24 protein-coding genes and 2 pseudogenes are annotated in these 22,258 nt (G+C 41.4%); 6 read left to right on the plus strand and 20 right to left on the minus strand.

Features of this window, described 5'->3' with window-relative positions; all coding sequences use genetic code 11:
- Positions 1–115 precede the first annotated feature (115 nt).
- The 3 genes from QFZ77_RS36495 to QFZ77_RS36505 all read right to left on the minus strand — a co-directional run bounded on the left by QFZ77_RS36495 (position 116) and on the right by QFZ77_RS36505 (position 2,061).
- Positions 116–394, minus strand: a complete 279-nt coding sequence (locus QFZ77_RS36495; protein ID WP_307448523.1) for a hypothetical protein — start codon at positions 392–394, stop codon at positions 116–118.
- Positions 395–996: 602 nt separating this feature from the next.
- Positions 997–1,167 (minus strand): hypothetical protein, encoded by a 171-nt coding sequence (locus tag QFZ77_RS36500; protein WP_307448526.1) that lies wholly within the window; start codon positions 1,165–1,167, stop codon positions 997–999.
- 45 nt (positions 1,168–1,212) lie between these two features.
- Entirely contained in the window at positions 1,213–2,061 is an 849-nt protein-coding gene (locus QFZ77_RS36505) for a stalk domain-containing protein (protein ID WP_307448529.1), read from the minus strand.
- A 342-nt stretch (positions 2,062–2,403) separates the two neighbouring features.
- Between QFZ77_RS36505 and QFZ77_RS36510 the strand changes: the two genes are divergently transcribed.
- Positions 2,404–3,045: a hypothetical protein gene (locus tag QFZ77_RS36510; RefSeq protein WP_307448532.1), complete on the plus strand. Its 642-nt coding sequence runs from the start codon at positions 2,404–2,406 to the stop codon at positions 3,043–3,045.
- A gap of 263 nt (positions 3,046–3,308) precedes the next feature.
- Here the strand turns inward: QFZ77_RS36510 and QFZ77_RS36515 are convergent, their stop codons facing one another.
- From QFZ77_RS36515 to QFZ77_RS36530, 4 genes are all read right to left on the minus strand, one after another.
- A complete protein-coding gene (locus tag QFZ77_RS36515) occupies positions 3,309–3,488 on the minus strand; it encodes a hypothetical protein (protein ID WP_307448536.1) in 180 nt (59 codons plus the stop codon).
- 25 nt (positions 3,489–3,513) lie between these two features.
- On the minus strand, positions 3,514–4,800 hold the full coding sequence (locus QFZ77_RS36520; RefSeq protein WP_307448539.1) for a M48 family metallopeptidase: 1,287 nt from the start codon (positions 4,798–4,800) through the stop codon (positions 3,514–3,516).
- A gap of 333 nt (positions 4,801–5,133) precedes the next feature.
- Positions 5,134–5,679 carry a hypothetical protein gene (locus QFZ77_RS36525; protein ID WP_307448542.1) on the minus strand — a complete coding sequence of 182 codons (546 nt, stop codon included), beginning with the start codon at positions 5,677–5,679 and terminating at the stop codon, positions 5,134–5,136.
- Positions 5,680–5,896: 217 nt separating this feature from the next.
- Positions 5,897–6,679, minus strand: coding sequence for a squalene/phytoene synthase family protein (locus QFZ77_RS36530; protein WP_307450094.1), 783 nt, complete (start codon positions 6,677–6,679; stop codon positions 5,897–5,899).
- A 452-nt stretch (positions 6,680–7,131) separates the two neighbouring features.
- On the opposite strand from QFZ77_RS36530, the pseudogene QFZ77_RS36535 reads away from it, so the two are divergent.
- Positions 7,132–7,245 (plus strand): annotated as a pseudogene (locus tag QFZ77_RS36535) (CBS domain-containing protein); the annotation flags it as partial.
- 362 nt (positions 7,246–7,607) lie between these two features.
- On the opposite strand, the gene QFZ77_RS36540 reads toward QFZ77_RS36535, so the two are convergent.
- The 5 genes and pseudogenes from QFZ77_RS36540 to QFZ77_RS36560 all read right to left on the minus strand — a co-directional run bounded on the left by QFZ77_RS36540 (position 7,608) and on the right by QFZ77_RS36560 (position 11,419).
- Entirely contained in the window at positions 7,608–8,084 is a 477-nt protein-coding gene (locus QFZ77_RS36540; protein WP_307448544.1) for a YqeG family HAD IIIA-type phosphatase, read from the minus strand.
- A 456-nt stretch (positions 8,085–8,540) separates the two neighbouring features.
- Positions 8,541–9,242 (minus strand): HNH endonuclease, encoded by a 702-nt coding sequence (locus QFZ77_RS36545; protein ID WP_307448547.1) that lies wholly within the window; start codon positions 9,240–9,242, stop codon positions 8,541–8,543.
- 233 nt (positions 9,243–9,475) lie between these two features.
- Complete coding sequence (locus QFZ77_RS36550) at positions 9,476–10,060, minus strand: GNAT family N-acetyltransferase (RefSeq protein ID WP_307448550.1); 585 nt, start codon at positions 10,058–10,060, stop codon at positions 9,476–9,478.
- Between the two features lie 207 nt (positions 10,061–10,267).
- Positions 10,268–10,464, minus strand: a pseudogene (locus tag QFZ77_RS36555) (extracellular solute-binding protein); the annotation flags it as partial.
- Between the two features lie 37 nt (positions 10,465–10,501).
- Positions 10,502–11,419 carry an AraC family transcriptional regulator gene (locus QFZ77_RS36560; RefSeq protein WP_307448554.1) on the minus strand — a complete coding sequence of 306 codons (918 nt, stop codon included), beginning with the start codon at positions 11,417–11,419 and terminating at the stop codon, positions 10,502–10,504.
- 188 nt (positions 11,420–11,607) lie between these two features.
- Between QFZ77_RS36560 and QFZ77_RS36565 the strand changes: the two genes are divergently transcribed.
- Complete coding sequence (locus QFZ77_RS36565; RefSeq protein WP_307448557.1) at positions 11,608–13,023, plus strand: MFS transporter; 1,416 nt, start codon at positions 11,608–11,610, stop codon at positions 13,021–13,023.
- Between the two features lie 284 nt (positions 13,024–13,307).
- On the opposite strand, the gene QFZ77_RS36570 is transcribed toward QFZ77_RS36565, so the two are convergent.
- From QFZ77_RS36570 to QFZ77_RS36595, 6 genes are all read right to left on the minus strand, one after another.
- Positions 13,308–13,604 (minus strand): hypothetical protein, encoded by a 297-nt coding sequence (locus tag QFZ77_RS36570; RefSeq protein ID WP_307448560.1) that lies wholly within the window; start codon positions 13,602–13,604, stop codon positions 13,308–13,310.
- Positions 13,605–14,520: 916 nt separating this feature from the next.
- Positions 14,521–15,042, minus strand: coding sequence for a CBO0543 family protein (locus QFZ77_RS36575; protein ID WP_307448564.1), 522 nt, complete (start codon positions 15,040–15,042; stop codon positions 14,521–14,523).
- A gap of 354 nt (positions 15,043–15,396) precedes the next feature.
- Positions 15,397–16,149 (minus strand): alpha/beta fold hydrolase, encoded by a 753-nt coding sequence (locus QFZ77_RS36580; RefSeq protein WP_307448565.1) that lies wholly within the window; start codon positions 16,147–16,149, stop codon positions 15,397–15,399.
- 16 nt (positions 16,150–16,165) lie between these two features.
- A complete protein-coding gene (locus tag QFZ77_RS36585; RefSeq protein WP_307448568.1) occupies positions 16,166–16,918 on the minus strand; it encodes an alpha/beta fold hydrolase in 753 nt (250 codons plus the stop codon).
- Positions 16,919–17,192: 274 nt separating this feature from the next.
- Positions 17,193–17,438: a hypothetical protein gene (locus tag QFZ77_RS36590; RefSeq protein WP_307448570.1), complete on the minus strand. Its 246-nt coding sequence runs from the start codon at positions 17,436–17,438 to the stop codon at positions 17,193–17,195.
- Positions 17,435–17,620: a hypothetical protein gene (locus QFZ77_RS36595; RefSeq protein ID WP_307448573.1), complete on the minus strand. Its 186-nt coding sequence runs from the start codon at positions 17,618–17,620 to the stop codon at positions 17,435–17,437. The genes QFZ77_RS36590 and QFZ77_RS36595 overlap by 4 nt, the downstream gene beginning before the upstream one ends.
- A gap of 278 nt (positions 17,621–17,898) precedes the next feature.
- On the opposite strand from QFZ77_RS36595, the gene QFZ77_RS36600 reads away from it, so the two are divergent.
- From QFZ77_RS36600 to QFZ77_RS36610, 3 genes are all read left to right on the plus strand, one after another.
- A complete protein-coding gene (locus QFZ77_RS36600; RefSeq protein WP_307440057.1) occupies positions 17,899–19,164 on the plus strand; it encodes an IS110 family RNA-guided transposase in 1,266 nt (421 codons plus the stop codon).
- A gap of 633 nt (positions 19,165–19,797) precedes the next feature.
- Positions 19,798–20,493, plus strand: coding sequence for an IS110 family RNA-guided transposase (locus QFZ77_RS36605; RefSeq protein WP_373462707.1), 696 nt, complete (start codon positions 19,798–19,800; stop codon positions 20,491–20,493).
- Between the two features lie 17 nt (positions 20,494–20,510).
- On the plus strand, positions 20,511–21,047 hold the full coding sequence (locus QFZ77_RS36610) for a hypothetical protein (protein WP_307448576.1): 537 nt from the start codon (positions 20,511–20,513) through the stop codon (positions 21,045–21,047).
- Positions 21,048–21,460: 413 nt separating this feature from the next.
- Here QFZ77_RS36610 and QFZ77_RS36615 read toward each other — a convergent pair whose 3' ends face one another.
- Together QFZ77_RS36615 and QFZ77_RS36620 are read right to left on the minus strand one after the other, a co-directional pair.
- Positions 21,461–21,883: an SRPBCC family protein gene (locus tag QFZ77_RS36615; RefSeq protein WP_307448579.1), complete on the minus strand. Its 423-nt coding sequence runs from the start codon at positions 21,881–21,883 to the stop codon at positions 21,461–21,463.
- Positions 21,880–22,209, minus strand: coding sequence for an ArsR/SmtB family transcription factor (locus QFZ77_RS36620; protein ID WP_307448582.1), 330 nt, complete (start codon positions 22,207–22,209; stop codon positions 21,880–21,882). The genes QFZ77_RS36615 and QFZ77_RS36620 overlap by 4 nt, the downstream gene beginning before the upstream one ends.
- Positions 22,210–22,258: the final 49 nt, after the last annotated feature.

Below are 22,258 nucleotides of genomic sequence, written 5' to 3' on the forward strand. Positions count from 1 at the left end.
CTGCCCGTTAACTTAACGAGGCTGCCTTGTGCTGGCAGCCTCATCATGATGTAGTTATAGTTTTAGAATTTGTTATTATCCTCATATCCCCATCGTTCCAAAAGCCATTTATTTTCTAAATATCTTCTTCAGTTAATCGGCCCAATTTCATTTTAGCAAGGAGAACGAGTTCTTTACGACCTGTGTACTCAAAGTCCTTGTAGATCTCCTGATTCTTTTTATGGAATAGGTGGATTTGCTCAGTAAGTTCGAAATATGGCAACGTCCCTTGTTTCCACTCCAAAAACGATTGATTCAATGGCTCCAAGGCTTGTTCAGTTACCAATTTGTGATACTCATCAAGAAGTTCACGTTCTTGCTGTTTTTTTTGTTTAGAATTAAACTTGCTCTCCACCTTGTTAATCTCCTTATTCAGTATTTACTTATTTTTCTGCGTTAGCGTAATGAACTTGATTTAATCAGTAAGCCAACCAGATAATATTCCTGCTCTTTTTACTACTGGAATACGCTCTTCGCGACTTTCTATCCTTTTGGCATTTCCACTTTACCTTAGTTAAGAAGTAGACTCTACACGAGTCAAGTTCCTTCCAATACCAACAGGCGAAAGGGATTCTCTCATCGGATAATTCTATCCCCGCCTCCTCAATCGCTTCTCGATCTAAGCCTTCATTTATTGACTCGTCTTTATCCAGTTTACCACCGAGCACAGGCTACCACGCTTTACTGCCCGTTAGCTTAATGACCCGACCAGTCTAACACTTATTTCCTAGGCTACGACCAAGCCCCTGTAATGAAGCTGTGGCGAGTATGATGGGCATAAAAAAGCACCATCTAATAATGATACTTGATGGTGTTGCACCGCGACATACTATGTATATGGAACTTCTCTTTTATATGAACCCTGATTTCAAGTTCTTCGAGTGACCCATACCTTATATATAAATTTGCCTTCAGACTAAACTTTGTCAGCATGAGCATGGAATCGGTCTATGTTAGCTAAGTAAAAAGTAACACATATGCGGCTTTCTCGTCAGGAGTTGTATATCCATCAAACGCACCCATATTTATGTCATTGCTTATAGAATGCCCCCATTCTTCTGCCTCCCAAAGAGTATCAAAAATCATGGAGCCTTGTTTACAGTTTGATTCATGCCAAATGGTACTCAATTAAACCTCCTTCAAATTGAACCTCTCATGAAATCCATCTTTTATTTACTTATTTGATTGTATTTCAATTTTCACCACTGAAGCTTGACCAGGGTAACTTAGAAAGGTAATACCCACTGACCATGCCTTTACCTGTTGACCAATGGATAAGTCGCTAAATACCTGTAACTGTTTACTATCCTTTACCACTATTTTTCCATCTTCAGTTAAAGTGACCCAAGTCGCATCTGGATTTTCACTATTCCCTACCTTCTTTTCGTGATTTTCAATAAGAACTTTTTTATTTACCTTATCAGTTTTGATGATTTCGCCTATAATATTGGCTTCTTGTCTACAACATTGAATAACTCTAAGTTTCAAGGGAAACTCCTTACCAACAAATTTAAACAGTGATTTTTTAATTGAATTTATTTCTTCACTAGACAGATTCTTCTCAAATTCACCAAACTTTCTAATCTCTACTTCAAGATGTTCTTGAGTTGAACCAACAGACATTAACCTAATTGAATATGTTCGCCCTAATTCATCCCAGTAATTTCTTAACTTTTCCTGAATTATTCGCAATTCTTCACTTGTAAATTCTTTTTGTTTTGCGGTTACACTTTCACCATTAGCAGATGTTATCGCAATGGTTTTCGTAGCCTCATTCCACTGGACTTCTCCGCCTGTTGCCTCAACTACTGCTTTAACTGGAAGATACGATGTGCCATTAAGAATGACTGGAGTTAGTACGACACCATCACTGTCTTTGGGTACCCAAGCGTTATTATTGAGTGTAAATTTGAAATCATGGTTTAAGTATGCCTGGATGCTTTCCACACCTCCTGACGCATAGCTGGTAATCCCAAATGCCATAATGCAGGCACTTATAACCGCAATTTTCTTCCATCTCATTTTTATTCACCTTCCAGAAATATTTCTTTTTCAAGCAATAATCAAGGAGCAAGATGCTTCAACATTAATACGGTAATTACTGGGAAATGTTGCATCCATGTTGAAGAATCCTGCCCGTTACTTTAATGAACCAAAAGTGGAGATGCTCCACGTAAGATCCTTCATCGTAACTACTCGTTAGCCATCCATTTCCCTTCACAGAACACCACAAAATAATGTGAATTTAATTCGTGACTGGCAACTTCCAGGGTAGTGCAATAAAAAATTGTTGTAATCAAAAAAATATTAGTATAAGGTAAAATATAAATATAAATAAATTACAATTTAAGGCAGGGACATATTATGAGTGAGTTTACTTTTGGTAACATAGTTCGCACTGTAAATAGATCAATTATATGTGAGAACCTTCCCTCTGGAACTCCTATTATTCAGCTCAATGAAGAATGGCTCGCATTTTTCACTGAAAATGACGGTGAACAAAGATCGTCTGATCTAGCCGAAGAAATTTCAAAACACTGTCCTATACTTTATTTTTATAACCTTGAAGATCATTGCTGGGGTTATGAGATATTAAATGGAGGTGACGTGTTATCCACATTTCACTTTTCTTATGAACTAGAAAGTGAACTTCTATTTGATATTGCTTCAGATCGATATCCAGATATTAAAAGAATAACAACGTTTTTATATAACACAGAGGAAGGAAAGAAAGTTTTAGACGAAATTCAATCCCAACTTCAGGACCCGTCTTTCTTAGAAATCGAAGTAAGGAAACACTTTGAATCAGTGAATGTTGATGATTTTAATTTTTTTGAGCTAGAAGATGAAATCATAGATGAGTTACGAAAACTATTGATAGCTGATACTTATTTAAATGGAGAGTATGACGCAATCGATAGATTTAAAACATTACTTGATATCGAGAAAATGTGCTGGATAAGGTATGATCGAACAGAAGATAGAGAAGATATTGAGTACGTTTAGAGTATTATCCTTAATCGACGGTTCTGCTTCCTTAGCAATCTGGGACAATAATTTTATCAGTAACCATAAACCGAAAAGTAAAGGAGATACCTATTGTACATGTATAATAGGTATCTCCTTTACTTTATCATGTTACTGAACTATAGTTCTTCGTTAGCTTAATGACGTCTATTTCTATCCCCGCTTATTCTCTAGTCGTTTTCGTAATAAAAGTATTAGTGTGAAGAGACCAAATATAGAAACAGCTTCTAATAAATAGTGAGTCAAACAAACTGATAATGATTGATCACTAAGGTATTATCCAAATTGTGGTACTCAAAATCAGCGGATTGCATAAATCCAGTCAGGTATAACAACCCCCAAACTACAAATATCCCATAATCCACTGTCGCTGCCATTGTTAATGCGATAATAATACCGAGTAAACCTTGTTTCTTCGTCATACCTGACACCCCATCCAAAGATCTGTTAGAATCCCAAGACGTTACTTTTATAATCATCAAGTATCTTCACTTCAATACTAGATTTCAGCGAAGACAACTCGTTAATAAATTGATTATATAACTCATCTGTCATTTGATATTTCGGATTATTATATTCCAGGCTATTAATATATGATATCCGATTTGCTGTAGGAGGATGAGTTACATCAAGCCTAGAATCCGACATTAGATTAATTCTATTTATCCGTTCCAATTCCTTTTCAGGAATGTGTGCAGCCTGATTCTTGAATTCCTCGAATAATGGATTTGAGTTCCGGTTGTTAATCGTTTTCAGAATACAGAAATCAAAAAGAAAATGGAGATGCATCTTGTTCAGCAATGATAGCTTTGCATCCTTACCGGAAATTTTAGTTGCATAGCTATCTGCCAAATATTCGGCCCTCTGGGCATCTAGCCAATTTAGGTGACAGATCAAATATAAAAACACGAAAATCAATTTTGAAACAAGTAGTAAAAAAACATTAACGGGAATCATACATATGGCTATTACAAAAGAGAATCCGTTTGGTTCGAAGAGTCTGTTAGGCTTTATTATTTGATACCATGTACTCAAAGTGTTAATAGCGGAACCTATAAAAAAGCCCCGATTCAAGTCCCCATTAATTCCATGGGCTAGTTCGTGTGAAATTAAAGCAACTAATTCCTGTTTTTCAAGGATGGCTATTAAGGGCAAACCGAATTGAATTATTTTTTTCCTTTTTAGCCCCACTTGAGCAAATGCTGCATTGAAATCTCCATTAATAATAATTCCATGTACTTTACCAGCACCAAAAGTGGAAGCTATCTCATCTACAATCTGATAAGAAACAGGGAATCGTTCTCTCGATAAAGGTTCGGTATCCAACGTATAACCTTTGGGACGTGTTAACCAAGCAAGAAATATTAAGAATACTCCAATGATCATCAGTAATATGTAAGGAAACTCTGCTATCAATAAATAAACTCCGCTCAAGCATAGGCTTAGGCTTAAAAGATGAACGACGGTGCCAGAAAATATCGTTAATATCTTACGAACAGTAACTTTTGGGTAGAGGGCTCCGTTTCGAATCATCGTGTTAAGCAAGCCCTCACTTGATTTCTTCCCGGCTTGTATGTATATTTTCTCGAACAAGTTCTTTGGTCCCTTATTTTCTTTAGGATTAATATTCCAGTTGCATTTATCACACCATGTAGCATAACCGTGAACTTTAAGAACGATCTCTTGGCATTGAGGACAATTTATTCGGCTTTTATTTTCCAATGTTAATTCCATTATTTTAATAATCCCCATTTCGAATACTATTATTGATATGAATAGTTAAATACTATAGTTGTAATATCGGTTTATTTAGCCTAGTAATTAAGGATTTAATGCTGACATTACAAGAATAGAGCAACCGACACGGTTGCCCTATTCTTGTAATGGGTACGCTGATCCATACCAAAATACTAGAACATTTATTAATTCAACACTCCATTAATCTGCCCGTTAACGTAGAAGGCTGCCGATTCATTTCTGTCGATAGCCTTCTCCTGATATTTATTGAGCTATAGTTTCCGTTAGCGTAACATCTCCGACTGTAATAAGCGATAGAGAATGATTAGACTAATAATTTTGATACACTTTTTTGCCTTCTTTATCATAACCCGTTGCATTTACTCCTGGCACTGTTCCATAATAATTTGTTGAGATAACATACCAGATTCTAAAGCCTAAACCCGAGTCAAATAATATTGCATCTTCATTAAGATTCCAGCCGTTATTGTAAGCGATGTGTAATTTATTTATTTCTTCGTTGTTTACGCTACCCCAGAATAAATGGTATCCCTTACCTGCCCCTCTCATTTGGTCAAGATTAGCCCATGAAAACGAAATAGGTTCAATATCCTTATTAACCATCCCTGACCCCATGATCCATTTCCAATTACCATCATAATTCCTATCCAAACCAACACCTACATCATTTTTCAAACCTTCATAAAAAATAATTGCACCATCAGTTAATTCCACTTTTTTGATAATACCCTTTGATTTAATACCAGTAGCAACGAATGCTTGTTCAGGTGTTTTGTATGACTTTTCAGTATAACATCCAGCAAAAATCGACACTGATACAACTAATAAAAGCAAGACATTCAAAAACTTGAGCATGAGCGTCCCCCCTAACTTTCAAGCTTTAAATACTATAAAAATTAATCAAGCGTTGATTTCTACATGTGCTTCTTTAAATGTTTAAACGTAATCAAGGCATTATATGTTTCCATGACGATTTATTGAGCAATTCTGCCCTTTAGTTCAACAAAACAGAAAAAAAGCCGGTACTCGCAGATACCGGCTTCTTATTTACGTCTACATATGGACAATCATGTTATCCAGTCACACGACTCACAATTTTTAGAACCGCATCTCTCGTTAATTTGTTTCCACCAACAGCGAGTAGGTTTACCGTAGCATGAGCTAACGCTAATGGTATCTTGCAAAATTTCAACGCTGGACCTTCCTTCAGGTCTGCGATATAAGTGTCGGCGAGTTGTAAATTGCGACGTGTGTACTGTTGCATCTCCTTGAATCCCCAACCGTCAGGAAAGAAGTCAACGCCACGTTTAAGATCCTCCACTCTATTTCGGAGGATATTTACCGCCTGCAGTCCTCTTCCGAAGGCAATCGCCTTCGTTAGATCGGATTGCGTCCCGTCATGCCACAACCATAGTTCTGATAGCATTTCTCCAACCATACCAGCCACGCTATAGGTATAGCGGTCCAAATCCTCTTCCGTATGAATGTTCCACCCGTTCTGAACCCATTCGGCCATTTGTAACGACATCTTTGCGATGTAACTATATACGATTGGAGCTCCGGAGGATGGACAAAGAAGCACCCACTCATCGAGTTGCATTGTAACTGCCGGTAATACTGCCCCATACGGCGATAGTAATTTTTGTGTTGCTTCGATAATATGTGGGGATTGGAATGCCTCGTGTATACCGAGTAATAATTCCACTTTCAATTGGTCTGTGAGTTCATCATGATCCTCGATTTCATCTATAGCCCGCATACACAGATAGGCAGATGTTACAGCCTCCTTCAATCCTAAATCCAAGTAACTAATAGGTATATAAAAAGTACGGCTCGTTTTCTTCAACATGGTCATTGCATCATTCAGGGCGGCGTTATTAATGGGTACTCCCTCCAAGTATTAGCTTAGCTTTTAACTTATTCATAGCTTAATATCATGATAACATACGTTGATATTGTCAATCCAAATACGATAACCATTACTCTACTAAGCTGCCCAATAGCGCAATCACTCCGGTTCCAGTCTACCGCGGCGGCGATATTAAGATAGTAGAAGTATTGTCGTAACTTGAACATATCCAACGCGATTCACACCCTTTCGATTGGCAATAAAAAAAGCACCCGTGGGCACTCTATCTAGCATGGCTTTTTTGTAAACATAAATTTCGTTTGTTTATTGAATTGAGCGTGGGAAGGTCCATATCAACTGTTTTTTGAAAATAAATTTAGACTTTAGATTCTTACTGTGACAAGTGTTTCTGACCTGAAAAAGGGGTAAGACCGAGATACGTGTAGAAATGGGCTAGAACGCTAGCAGCCGATCAAAATTTTGTTCCAGTTGTAGATGACGAAAGTATTTTCATAGGAATTATTCGTCGAAAAGATCTTATTGAATATTATATGAGAAACATAACCGATTGATGAACCTTTCAACTGTTTTTGGAAGAAATGTTAATGATTTGAATTTGCGAATCGCCTTGCTCTAAGGTTAACATTACACAACTAAATGTTGACATAATCATTAATTCTTAATTTCCTACTACTACTTTTGTGTACGAACTAAACTCTGGGTTCCCCCATTTTGAAGATCCGAACAAATAAAAAAACGCAGCCGACATGACTGCGTTACTCAATATGTATTGGTGGAGCCATTCCACTACCATACAGAAGAGGTGTCCTCTCTATGATAGAGCAACAACAGCCACTCGATTCAACTGCCAAATGAAATCAAGCCAGCGTTTCGCGAGTTGAACGTGCTCAAGCAGTTTAACATTTATGTTCGTCTATACTCGAAGTACTTTTACCACTAGACGTTTTACCACCCCTATAAACCGAGGTTTCGTCCATGAAGGAGATACGAAAATCGTGTACATCCCTAATCGGTTTCCGCCCCATAAATCAGTAATAATGCCATTACCAATAACTGCTGTCTCATTTCTACGGGTTCCAAGTATATCCAATGCGGCAAAGAATGCTTTTTTCTTCGGTTTACCCGCCTCGAACAAAGCTGGAATCTCATTTATCAGCCCATGTTTTTGTATCGGAGGTTTGCTGTTCGAGACGATAATTAGCTTTATTGCATATCGGGACTGAAAGTTTTTAAGCCATGTTTTCAGCGAATCCGATACAGACTCAGCATTCTTTTTCATTATTGTATTATTCCAGTCAAGTATTATTCCTTTAATTCCTGCCCGCTGAAGCGCATCTCCGTCTATCTCATAAATTGAACGCGCAATTTGGGAAGGTTTAAAAATAGGCATAAGCTTCCTCCGTTACAGTAATATACTAGTAAGCCAGTCGTATATAGTTTGCCTTCATTTGGTTAAAATCATTCTAACCGGAACCTTCAGCATTTCGAACCATGATCTCTACTGATACATTCTTTAAGATCCCTTAAATTGCTCTTTCTTCAGCATTAACCTGCCCTTTAGTTTAATAGCAAAAAGAGACCCACAGCAACGGGCTGAGGGTCTAAGTTTATATTTTAAAGGGGGGTCGACTTTTATTATAGGCTCGATTCATTAATGCCACATGAAAATAAGATTTCAATCATGTTACATTTACTTAACACTTGGTTGCAATAGGTAAGCATTTGATGTAATCTCCAGCTTTTCCCCTGCTCCACACGGAGCGTGCCAGTTTCCAAGCACTCCGCGTTCCCTCTAATTAAATGTACTTGATCATAAGTTCCTCGTTACTCATTGATTTGGGATATGTTAAACTGGTTCTAAAGCATATTTTTCACGGTAGTTGTTGATCTTGTTCATCATCAATTCCGTTAGACCCAGTCTATTCTTGAGTACGTCAATCGTCTGTATCTGAGTTAGAAGTATAAGTTGTTGCACCTCTTTGTGGAGGATACGTAAGTTATTAAACTTGTCGGTTCCCCCTAAGTGCAACGGGATGTAGTGGTGGCAATGAACATCGGATGCGAAGAGATACATGCCTGTAATTTCGCATTTCCCCATCTTCATACTATACCGACTGATCCGATTATCCATATATTGGGCACTCTGATTCAGGATGCTAGATTTCGTTAGTAAGTAAATTTCCTGACGTAAATCTGGTCGAAGCTTTTTGTGTATTTGTTCTCTGCCTGCTGTCGTAAAGAGCGAAAGACCTGTACTGAAGCCCATCGTATTCTTTGTTTTCACATTCGTAAGAGGATATAAATAGACATCTGCTACTTTAAAAGTCCTGCAGCCCAAGCTGTAAAATTTACTGTACGTTGGCGGTGGGTTTGCAGGATGTTCGTATTTCCCGATTTGTTTAAGACGATTGTACATGAAGGCACGTAGATCGTAGGCAAGACGTGAGAACGCAACACTTACATGTGTTGCCCGATTGAAGTAGTTGTGAATTCCTAAAACGAAGCTGTTGAACCGAGCAGCGTTTAGAGCCGTTGGCGAAGTCCTCATTCTGAGAATGTGTTTCTTGGCTTCGCTTTTAATTTTCTGCCTTTTACCCGCTTTGATGCCCGTATGCGCTACTCGCTTTTGACCCTTTTTGTTCGCTCGGATTGTAAAACCAAGAAATTCCGACTCTCTTTTTCGCAGGTTAATGATTTGCGATTTCTCTGGTGAGACGTCGAGTTTCAGACGGTCTTTGAGATACAGAATTACCGCATGAAGTAAAAGGGTTGGACAAACAATTAAAACTCCACACCGCGAACTTTAGAAAACACCATAGTATCTCTCAATGAACCGTCTACATCACACTTATCATTTCGAAGAATTCCTTCTAATGTGAATCCCAGTCGTTCGGCAATTCGTGAACTTCGAACATTGCGTCCATCACATCGGATTTCAATTCGATTAGCTTGTAACTCATGTACAGCATAGTTTGTAATAGCTTCTACTGCTTCAGTAATATATCCTTGATTGCCAAGAGATGTACGCACCCAGTAACCAATTTCAAATTTTCGTGATTGCCAATCAATTCGATGTAGACCGCTGCTACCAATTAATTGACCTGTTTCTTTCAGAATAAGGAGTAATCTTAGATCGGTACGATCCAAGAATTGAAGCCTAGATCGTCGGATACTTATTTCAGACTCTACAATTGTAGGAATGTTCCTAGCCCACGGCATCCAGGGACGCAATTCTTCAATACTTTCTTTAACTGCCTCATTTACCCTTTCGCCATCTTCCCATAATGGGGCTCTTATAAGCAATCGCTTACTTTCAAAGCTCTCAGGTATCGTATATAGTATCGGATCGGTTGGTTTAATGCTCATTCAATAACCCCCCTATACAAAATATTTCCATAAGATTAACAGCATTTTATACATTCTTCAATATAAAATCATAACCTTTATGAAGAAAACTGCCCGTTAACGGAACGAAAGACTGCCACGCGGCAGCCCTTTCAGTATGGAACTATCGTTCTCCGTTAGCTGAGTACGTCTTTAATTCACTCTTACAGTGTAATCTGCTGATCCCTAATATTTTTGATACTGTTCTGCCAATTTTTAATCGGCAGCACCAGTCCGCCATCGATCAATTTTTTCACATTCTCATCGTTTACATCTAACGTAATGAAATCGAAAAGCTTGCTTGAAGCGATCATCGTATTCAGCTTCTTATTCTCATTTCCTGCCAGGACCATCAGGTAAAGATTCACACCCGTCTTTTTGGATAAACGAAACCTTCAAGTCCACATTCGGAATTGAAGGTTTTTAGCTGGTCTCGAACTCTTCTGGTACTGGTTTTCTGTGAAATGCTTTTATATCTTGAAGCGGAGGAAGCCCGAAGAGCCGGCGGTATTCCCGACTGAATTGAGCTGGGCTCTCGTATCCGACTTCCAGCGCGGCGGCCGTCGCGTTCGTGGAGCCGTTCAGCATGAGGCGTCTTGCTTCTTGGAGGCGGAGTTGCTTCTGATATTGCAGGGGAGCCATCGTCGTGACAGCTTTGAATTTGTGATGGAGTCCTGAGACACTCATTTTGGACGATCTCGCCACCTCTTCGATTGTAAAGGTTCTGTTGTAATTCTCTTTTATCCATTCAATGGCTCTGCTGATCCCCTCGTTCTGCTGGTCCATGAAGACACTTTGGACAAACAAGTGTCCATAATCTCCCGTAAGTAAGCGGAAAATCATCTCGCGCTTGATCAGCGAAGATAGAAAGCGGATTTCCACCTCTGGTTTGCCTCTCAGTTCCAACAGACGGATGAATAAGAGCTGCAAGTGCTCATCGGATTTGCCTACATAAGCTCCAGGTCCTAGCTTTCTGTCGAGCGGTTTCACGCTGATACCAGTATCCATCATGACAGAAGCAATCTCTTCCGCCGTTACATCGATTCGCAAGCCAATATGAGGCGATTGCCGCGTAGCGCCGACGACTTGACCGGAGGCCGGTATATCGATCAACGAAACCAAATAGTCGCCCGCGCCATAATAGATCGTGTCCTGACCGAGATGAAGCTTCTTGGCCCCTTGTAGAATCAGGCAAAAAGAGGGGGTGAGAATACCGGGTATGATCGCCGTTGGTCGGTTGCGCCGGACCAGCGAAAAAAAAGGTACGGACGTCTCCGTACGCCCCTCTGAAAGATTAAGGGAATCGACCATATTTAGTAATTGATTCAATTTCGTTTGCATGGAAACGTCCCTCCATCCCGTATTTCTTCTCCCATTATACGCGCTTCCTCTAAGAACGCCAACCTGTTTATCGAACTATAAGAATTTTACTATTGCAGTATTGAGCAATTTTTTAGCAGAAACGAGCTACTTCCCGATGCTAATTCGCGTCATAATAACCTTTATAACATGAAAGGGAGGTTATCCTCTTGAATGAACATTCGAAACGAATTATTTTGGCGATGATCGTCGCCTGTCAGTTGATGATGGTGCTCGACGCTTCCGTCTTGGTTACCGCGTTACCCGAAATCGGCCGCACACTCCATCTGTCGACGGCCGCTTTGACTTGGGTGCAGAACGCTTATATTTTGGCGTTCGGAGGCTTCTTGTTGTTAGGCGCTCGTGCAGGGGACATCCTAGGAAGGAGAAAAACATTCAGTGCGGGGATCGCCTTGTTTTCGCTGGCCTCGATGCTGGCCGGCTTGGCGCCGTCCGCTTCGCTTCTGCTTGTGGCTCGCGCTTTGCAAGGATTGGCGGCAGCGATGGCGACGCCGTCTGCTCTCGCCTTGTTGTCCGTCAGCTTCTCGCAAGCCCGGGAACGGTCGAAAGCGATCGCCGTTTACAGCGCCGTATCGGGAGCCGGCGGCAGCGTCGGTCTAATCGTCGGCGGATTGTTGACGGATCTGATCTCTTGGCGCGCTGGGATGTTCCTCAACGTTCCGATCGGCGTCGCTCTGCTTCTTATGGTGCCTCGATATATGCAGGAGACGGAAACGAAAGCGGGCCGACTGGATTTCATGGGAGCCTTGACGTCGGTGATCGGCATGACGGCGCTGGCATTCGGCTTCGTTCAAGCCGCGTCTGTCGGATGGGAAGCGCCGGAAGTATGGGGCTCGCTTGCTCTCGGAGGTATCTCGCTAGTGGCTTTCGTACGGGTTGAAGCACGGGCGAAAGAGCCAATTACGCCTCTTCACCTGTTCGCGAGCCGAACGCGCTCCGGAGCCTACTTGGGTAGGCTGTTGCTCTTGTGCGGGAATTATCCGATCTTTTTCTTCGTTCCGCAATTTCTACAGAACGTCCTTCATTTCGATTCTTTGGAGGCCGGACTCGCAATCATGCCGTTCACGGCCGTTCAATTCGGGATGATGTATGCCATGCCTTCGCTCGTTGCCCGATTCGGGAATGCTAAAGTACTGATCGCCGGATTGATAATCGCGATCACTGGAACAAGCTGGCTGAGCCTCATTTCGGCTGATTCGAGCTTTTTCCCTCATTTGTTTTTCCCTTTGATCGTCATGGGGTGCGGTGCCGGGATGATCTTCCAGCCCTTCACGACGCTGGGGTTGTCAGGCGTAGAGGCCAAAGATGCAGGAGCGGCGTCAGGGCTCGTCAACGTCGCTCATCAGACCGGCGCATCGCTAGGGCTCGCGGTTCTGACCGCCGTCTTCGAGGCGGCGAACCGTCCGGCAGTTCCTTCGGGTACTTCTTTTGCCCATGCGATCTCCGTCTCGCTCGTGGGTTCTGCTATTTTCCTGACGGCTTCTCTCCTAGCAGTCTTGATCTTGCTGCTGCCGGCGGACAGGGCGCAGCGCGCCGTTGCGGCTGAAACGCGGAACGCGTCCTGAAGCTTTTATTATTCTTTTATTCTTCCATGTGCTAGATGATAGATGAGACCGAAGTAGTTTCGGCGAAACGGGCCGGATTCATGGATATTTGAAGTGGATGTTGATCTTTCTATTCATCGCGACCGGCATAATGCTGTTTCCTTGGAGCTGGGAAAAGTCGTAATGCTGCTTGAACAGCTTAACGAAATAGTTTTGTTGTCGTAGCCGAGCAGCTCCGCGACCCGCTCGACGGTGTTGTCGGAATGGTCGATCAGCGACTGCGACTCCGCCTTCTCCATCTTCATTCAAGTTACGAATTTGATGAAGTTCTGTTTTCCCCAGTCTCTTGCAGCACGATCTTGCAGGTTTGGAGTTGGAATCCGCCTGGTCAACCTCCCAATTTTGATTAATCGCTTACGCATGTCAAGAGATGAAGTCGATGTATACGTAAAAAATATGTACAATGCAACGAAAAAGTAATTGAATAATGGTGCTGTCTGACTGCGCAGAGCGATTCGACGCGGGTCGTCAATGTGGCGGACGAGATTTATTCTAGCCATCAATGGCAATTGAAGAATGCTGCCCTTTAGCTCAACAGTCACTGACCTCCGACTAACCATCACAGAAGAGATTGTTAACAATTACTTGTTACTTCATTTCACATTGCGGCAATAGTACGTTGTTCTTGTCTAAAAAATCAGTTACGATATAAGTTCTTGACTATATTTACAGTAATGGTTATATGTTCTTGTACTATAATTCGGCATAAGATATATGTTCTTAGTACAAGTTTTTTTGTTTATTCATTAAATGATGCCATATATAGTATATAATGGTGATCTCATAACACACCATTAATGTGTAATGTTATGCCTCTAAATCGACCATGGCAAAGGATGTATGTTCTTGTCCAATATCGGTAAAGGATACAAGTTCTTGTCTTGCGAAAAAGACAAGAACTTGTATCCTTAAAATAAAAAAACCGCGCTACGCGCGGAACTTTATAGATATATGTTCTTGTCCTCTTACAGTTTTTCTTGAGTATTTATAAAACTAGTAAATGAACTTTCTGAGTAATCAATGTTATTAGCGTTTAACCCCTCGATAGTAAATTCATTATTGTTAAATGACTTTTTTAAATCTGTTTCACTACCATTTTTTTAAGACAGACCTCTTTCTTAGTAGTACCACTGTAATAATCTTTAGCCCAGGTTTTGGTGATGTAACTGACAAATTCGGAGTGACCTTTCAAAATTTTACTGAAAGCCAACGCTAAAATATAAAACTGAAACGTAAGACTTTTATCTTTGCCCTGCTGTTATTCAGCAGGGCCCATGCTTTCCGGCACATCCTTCGCATAAATCACAACCTGCATTTCCTACAGGTAATTACCTCATTTCACTCCGATTCCAAGCCATATCGCTCAAATGACCTGCATGTTGTGCAGAACAACTGCCTTCTGCCATCAATTCCTTACAAATCACATGCACTTTTTGCATCTAGATCAGCTATAGGGCGCTACGATCCCCTAAGCTCAATTGGCACATTCACCGGAACCTTCAACAGCACCACCCAGAAGACCGTAAGCACAGCTGAAACTAAATACGCCAGCAGGGGCTTCACCGAGAAAAGTCTCAACATAGGAAACATCGTGCAGTCAAATAACAAGGACCACCAAAACCCCCAGCCATATTGATACTGAATTCGCCCGAACATATGCAAAACGTATTCTGTACCGCCGTAAATGAGTACCCATTGGATATAGTGAAAGACGACCTTCATCCGACCCTCTGGATAGTTCGTTAGGAATAGCAGCGCTGTAGCCGGGAAAACAATAAAGGTATAGATCATTTCGGTTATACTATGACTAAGGGAAAAGTCAGGCATTAACTGCCATAACAGATGGTTGGCACAGAGATAGTGGTACAGTAAGTTCCCCAGCGCAAAGTACATCATGGTCGAATGATACTTCTTCCAGTTCCGCCAATCCCCCCACCGATAAGCTGCCCCAATGATGATGAAGCCTATTACAAAGTGCATAGAAGTTCCCCTTGTCATATCAAATTTACACAAAGGTCATTATTACCATAATTTACCTATCTATGCACGCAATAGAAAAGAGAGCTACTTGCCAGCCCTCTCATCCTAAACTGTCTTGCTGTTCGTTGAAAATAAAGTTTTAGACTGGAGTTGCTGATCCCACGCGGGTTTTAGAATTACAAAATCGGCAGCCTTCGTAAAATAAGTTTTAGACTGACCCCAATAAAAGAAACAGCGGCAGCCTTGGACGAGAAAATAAAGTTCTAGACTACCACTGTTTTAATGAGCTATCGTTCTCCGTTAGCGTAACTCCAATTCCCATCGATCTATCCTGATATGATTAAGAGGAATCCCTTACATTGAATTAGTGTCTAGAAATTGAAGAATCGCATCATTTACTAATAAAGGGTTCTCCCTTAACATATGAGGTCTATGGCTGCCGTTCGAGACAATAAGATACTTTGATCCCTTAACAAGGGAACTCAAGTGTCTGATTTTTTCCTCGCCGACAAATTGGTCATGTTCACCAGTGATAAATAAGGTCGGGCATTTAATACTGCTGAGTTGTTCCTCTGATAGTTGCGGGTATAGACACCAATCTCGTGCGGATTGTCTCATATGTTCTTGCCAATTACCTTTATGTGCTTCCATGTGCCTTTCAATCATTTGATTAATCGTATCCTGCTTCCCATTTTTAACAAGCCATTCTGGTTCAAATTCTTCAACACCAGTTGGATCACAAAAACCGCTTGAACCAATAGTAGTAAGAGTAGCTACTCTATCGGAGTTATTAACGGCAACATACAGACCGACATTTGCTCCCAAGCTGTAACCAATCAAATGGGCTTTTGAGATATCCATATTATCCATAAATTCCAAAATATCATCAGCAATTTTAGGCGTAGACCATTCAAGAGTTTCGCATTTTGTCCTGCCATGTCCTCGGAAGTCAGGAAAAAAACAGGTGTATTTCTTTTGGAAATCTAGCATTTGACTCGCGAAAGCCAAGATGCCCCGGGAATACCCGCTATGCAGAAAGATTACAATCTCCCCCAAGCCCATTTTTTCGTAGAACATCTCCAAGTCCTTAACCTGTAGGTATGGCATCGTTTTTCCCCCTCCCTCATGAGTGTTGAGTTTCTATAAAATTCAATATGGTATCGTTGACAAATACAGGATTTTCTCCATTCATATGAGGTCTATGACTGGAACCTGGCACTATCACATAACGAGAGTTATGGATCAGAGCAGCTGAACGCTTTAAATCATCCTCAGGTGCGAGCTCGTCATATTGCCCAGCAATAAAGAGAATGGGACAGGCGATACTGCTTAGTTCTTCGTCATTTAGCCGCGGATACGTCCGCCAATCTTTAACCTTTTGCCGCAAGAATTCCTGCCAGTTACCTTGATGCGCGTCCATATGTCTTTCTATCATGGAATTGATAAAATCATTGTGACCGTTTTGTAAAAGCCACTCCGGTTCAAACTCTTCCGATCTTTTGGACGCGACAAAACCACATTGACCTATTGACGTCAATGATGCAATTCTGTGAGGATGACTGACAGCACAATGGAGCGCAACTCCTCCTCCCATACCATATCCAATAACATGTGCATTGGAAATATGTAGTTGATCCATAAATTCTATGATGTCTTCAACATGCCGCGGGGTACTCCATTCAAGGCTGTAACTCTGGGTTCGACCATGCCCTCTAAAGTCTGGAAAATAACAGGTGTACTTCCTTTGAAAATCGAGTATTTGACTGGCGAAAGCTAATATTCCCCGTGAAAAGCCACTATGTAAAAACAAAACTGGATCACCGGTACCCATTTGTTCATAATACATTTCTAAGTTATGAAACTGAAGATAAGGCATCCTAACTCAACTCCTAAATTCATATATAAGAACTAATGCTCTTATATCGTACACCAAAATTATCCATATGAACAAGAGAATTATTACGCATAACTGCCTGTTAACTCAGTCAACAACAAAAAGGGACCCACAGCAACGGGCTGCGGGTCTAAAATTTATATTTTAAAGGGGGTCAGTGTTTATTATAGGCTTGATTCATTAATGCTGTATGAAAATAACATTTCAACTTTATTACATTTAATGAACCAACGTTATCGTTTAGCGAGAAGAGTTTTTATTGAGCATTGTTTGCTCCTATAAGTGAGAGCAATTTATCCCTTTCGAGATCAGGGATGGGATATGATTGCAACATAGACAATGGATCACTCAAGGAACCATCAACGAAGGTAGCTGTTTCTCCCTTTTTAAGCCATACCTGTTTGTCCATTGAACTCCCTGTTATGGTTTCGATATGCACCCAATAGTTTGGATCAATTTGATTTCTTTCAACTACTTTATCGGTTATTTTAAATGCATTCAATACTGCTGCATGGCATTTTTTGTTTTTTTGTCTTCACGGAAAAGAACCATTCCCTTTGAATCCGATATAGTTATTTTATCTACATCGTTTCCATGTAAATTCGGAAATCGATTTATCCATAGAAAAACGTTTACTACAACTATTGATAAGATAATAATCAATGCTTTAAAAACTTTATTCATTTGTCTCCCCCCTGCTGAGTTGCACATGTAGCATGGTTCTATTGTCACCAACTCTTTATGCTTATTATGACCGCAACTCAACACGAACATAACTTCCCGTTACTTCCATAAACAAAAAGAAGAGCTGCCGCGAAGCAAGCCCTTCCACTATAGTTTCCCGTTAGAATTCCTGTGGAACGAATAATTTGGAGTTTGAATAAAAAAGAGCGCCTCTGTAAGATGGGAGTACACAACGGGTCTACAGCCCTTAAAATCCCACATCAGGAGGTCGCTCTACTATGAAGTTTAAGTCACAAGTTAAGCAAAATCAACTCATTGAAAATATTACCGTGGATCACCTAGTTATCGGTGTAGATATCGCACAGGAGATCCATGTTGCCAGAGCTGTGAACTTCCGCGGTATTGCTTTGGGTAATCCATTGGAATTTAGTAATGATGAAGTGGGCTTCCGATCTTTTGATCGCTGGATCCTTGACTTGCTAGCTTCATATAAGCTAAACAAGATGATCGTCGGTATGGAGCCGACAGGCCACTATTGGCTCAACCTTGCTTATTGGCTTAAAGACAAAGAGATTGAAGCCGTGCTCGTTAACCCTCATCTGGTCAAGAAGAACAAAGAAAACCGCGACAATACACGATCTAAAAGTGATAAAAAGGATGCGCTTGTAATTGCTGACATGGTGAAAAACGGCTATTATTCTCCTGTCCGTTTCCATTCCGCAGAATATGAAGAGCTACGCGTCCTGATGTCAAATCGAGAAACGGTTGTTAAACGCCTTGTAAGTGCAGTGAATCAGATCCACCGCTGGGTAGACATTGTGTTCCCTGAACTTAGACAAGTTTTTAAAATCTTAACTTGTAAGGGTGCATTGGTAACCCTTCGCCTGTTTCCTCTCCCCACCGATTTATGTAAATTGGAGTCAGCTGATGTGATTGCGGGTTGGAAGAAGTCCATGAAACGGCATTCAGGTGTGCGTAGGGCTAAATTGCTCATCGAACTGGCCAAACGGACTGTTGGTTCCAAGCAGGCAACACACGCTTACAAGCTCCATCTTGACCATCTTCTTGAGGAATATGACTTAGCCAATACGCAGCTTCAGAGAATTGAAAACGAGGTCAAGGACGTGCTTAATCGTATCCCCTATGCGGGCAAGATCCTTGCGATTACAGGCGTGAGTGCTACTTCTTTAGCAGGCGTTTTAGGGGAGTCAGGTGATCTAAGTGGATTTGCCCACGGGAACACACTACTGCGTCATGCAGGTCTTAATCTGACCGAAGCAAGTTCGGGGAAATGGAAAGGTCAGATGACATTGAGTAAACGAGGGCGTCCACGCCTTCGACACTTCCTCTATTTAATCACGATGTGCATGGTCATGAGCAACCAAGAATTTAAGGCTTTGCATCACCATAACGTCCATGTTAAAAAGCTTAAAAAAATGAAGTCTATCATGAAGTTATGCGGAAAGTTAGCCCGACTTTTAGTTGGGATGGCACGCAGTCGGGAAGCCTACAACCCAGATAAAATCTTTGCAATGGCAGCTTAAAATTAAACCATATCTCACTTAAGTTGGCGTATTCGCAGGAGGACAAAGAAAGCACGGAGTATCGGGATATGTTACGCAAAAGGGCTCCGACCCGTTCCGTTAGAAAGACCGACCTCCACCCCTTAGATAGATGTGACGAAGGAATGAAAGGGCATTGACCCGTTGAGACATGGGAGCGAAAATCGCTAAGGGCTCTGTGGAGTATACGTGCAGTAAATGGAATTAATTGGGTGAGGATACCTCCACCTCTGTTTCCGCACACCTTCTAACGAATAAGCTTACCAAATGAACTCTCTTTCTTTCGTCATCCGATTCTCATGGAAGATGAAATCCTGCGAATACGCGAGCTTGAGTGAGAAAATTAAATCATACCGAGGGAGCCATACATGCAGCGCAATATCAGCGCTGCACCACAGAGGATGAAAATGGATAAAATCCGTCAATACTGCTACTACGGCTGGGTGAGGAAGGTCGATCAACTATGGTGTGTTAGAGCCCATCCGTTAGTCTGACTCCAACGACCACGGTGGATCACAGAATGTCGCTCCCTTTCGGGAAGCACGCATGGTAGATTAATCCTATTTTGGTTTTTGCACCAGCCCAATATTCAGAGCCGTAGAAAGGATTATTTCAATGGATATTATCATTGAGCGAGCATGTGGTATGGATGTACATAAGGATTCCATTACCACATGTACGATGACACCTGAAGGAAAGGAGATTCAATCGTTTTCTACTAAAACCGTATTTCTACTCCAGTTAATTGACTGGATTAAAAAGCATGGGTGTACCCACGTAGCGATGGAGAGTACAGGCGTTTTCTGGAAACCAATTGCTAACCTATTAGAAGCTGAAGATATTGAGTTTCTTGTCGTGAATGCTCAGCATATGAAAGCTCTCCCAGGACGTAAAACAGATGTCAAAGATGCTGAATGGATCGCCCAACTTCTTCGTCATGGACTTCTAAAAGCTAGTTTCATTCCGAACCGAATTCAACGAGAATTAAGAGAACTAGTTCGCTATCGCCGAAGCATCATTGAAGAACGAGCCCGACAACATAATCGGATTCAAAAAGTGCTAGAGGGAGCAAATATCAAACTGGGATCTGTGGTTTCAGATATTATGGGGGTCTCGTCCAAAGACATGCTTCACGCCATCGCAGACGGTGAAGAAGATCCTGAGAAATTAGCAAGCTTCGCTCGACGCACTATGAAAAAGAAAAAAGAAGAACTCGAACGGATAATTCTGGACATAGACTTGTTCATCAAATATATATTCTCCCAATATAACTACCCAATCCAAACTATAAGAATTCAATATACTATATAAGTTTAATAGGAGGGGAGTTGGAACTTAAATTGAGTATATTAACGGTAGTAGCGCTGCGAAAAGCGGCTACGAAAACGATCCCAATTTACCGTGAAATTGTTTGTAATCCGGTATATGCAACACGCTTAACCATCGCGATCCGGAACAATAATTTGGATTCACTCAATCGTTTATTCAAGGAAGTTACATCTGGTTTCAACGATTTTGGAACCAATAGATTTGGATTTAGCATCGGCTTTAAGGCTCCGGCTCCGGCGGATCAAGTAGAAAATGCGACTAACACAAAAGGGAGAGTCCGCTTAACGGTAATCAGCCTGAGAAGCATTTCTAAGAGGATTCTGCCGTTATACCGTAAAATTAGCAGTAACAACGTATTCGCCACCCAACTCGTCCTAGCTGCAAGAAATAGAAACAATACCATACTTCGCGCATTAATATCACCATTGCTGCCAGCCAATAGTTTGGTATCTGTACAGGGTGACCGCACAGGTATTATACTTGAGATTAAGTCAGTGACGGGCGTTGTGTTTATTACTCAATTTTTTGTATTGTAAATTTTTATCCCAAAGCAAAGAACTCCAAATCAAAGAGGTTGGGTTCATTTGTTGATCTGATTAAAGGCATTAATGAAGAAACGGAGCATCTCGTGTTATTCCTCCCGTAATGCTCCGTTCCTCTTGATTTTACCGCTTTCATAACGCTCAGAAGAAAACCTACTGTAACGATGGAAACAAGAAATGATACTACTTTGACCAATATTTGATGCCTTCTCGGAATATCCCCAAACCTATTTGGTAGGTCATCAGTAACCAGCCAAAAATAAGACTTCATAATGATGATTATAATTATCGCCCTTACTAAGTCCCACAAAAACGGGTATCCAAGAAAAGCAACCGATCATATTTACATCGGCAAGTGACAACAGAGCCACGGCAGGAATCCCGCCATGGCTCTGTTTCGATTGCGGTTATTGTACCAACACCTTTTCAAGCTCGCCGCACCATTTACCCCAGCCATACCTAGCGCCTTCGAGACCTTGAGCATTGGCGAATCCGGTTTGTTCGAGATGAGGGTTAACCTTTCCATCCCCTAAATCCTGCAGCGTCCAGGTGACCGTGTGCTTCTCTCCTCCGCTGACCCAAGTATAAGACACCCGGTTTGGTGCGTCCACGATAAGCACTTCGCCGTCAATAATGCCATCCCAATATTCAGACGGCTGAGTGCGAAACTGAAAACGGTGTCCTACAACGGGCCTAAAATCATTATCCATCGCCTGACCGGTGTGGATGTTGACCACCCACTTGGCAAGCTTGCTTGAATCGGTTAAGGCGGACCAAAGCTTCTCAATCGATGTCTTGTACTGAAAATCCAAGGTTAATGTTAAACTCATTCTTCTTCCTCCTCTAGTAGTTGGTTCAAGCGCAACATATTCGCACGCCAAAAATTGCTGTAGAAAGCCACCCAATCTTGAATTTCTCTGAGTGGAGAGGCGTTTAACCTAAATCGCGTTTCTCTGCCGACTTTTCGATCAAGTACCAGTCCGGCCTCTTTAAGGATTGTCAAATGCTTGGATACCGCTGTACGGCCCATTTGAAACTGTGCCGTTAATTCATGAAGCGGTATCTCTTCAGCCTCTGCTAACAGACGAATTAGTCGGCGCCTAGTCGGATCTGCAATCGCGTCAAAAACATCCCGCAATTGGTTGTTTTCGCTCATAGCACCCACTCCAAAATATTATTTTCTGTAGTAGAAATTTATTGGTGGT

Origin of the sequence: Paenibacillus sp. V4I3, assembly GCF_030817215.1 — a bacterium.
Lineage (GTDB): Bacteria > Bacillota > Bacilli > Paenibacillales > NBRC-103111 > Paenibacillus_E.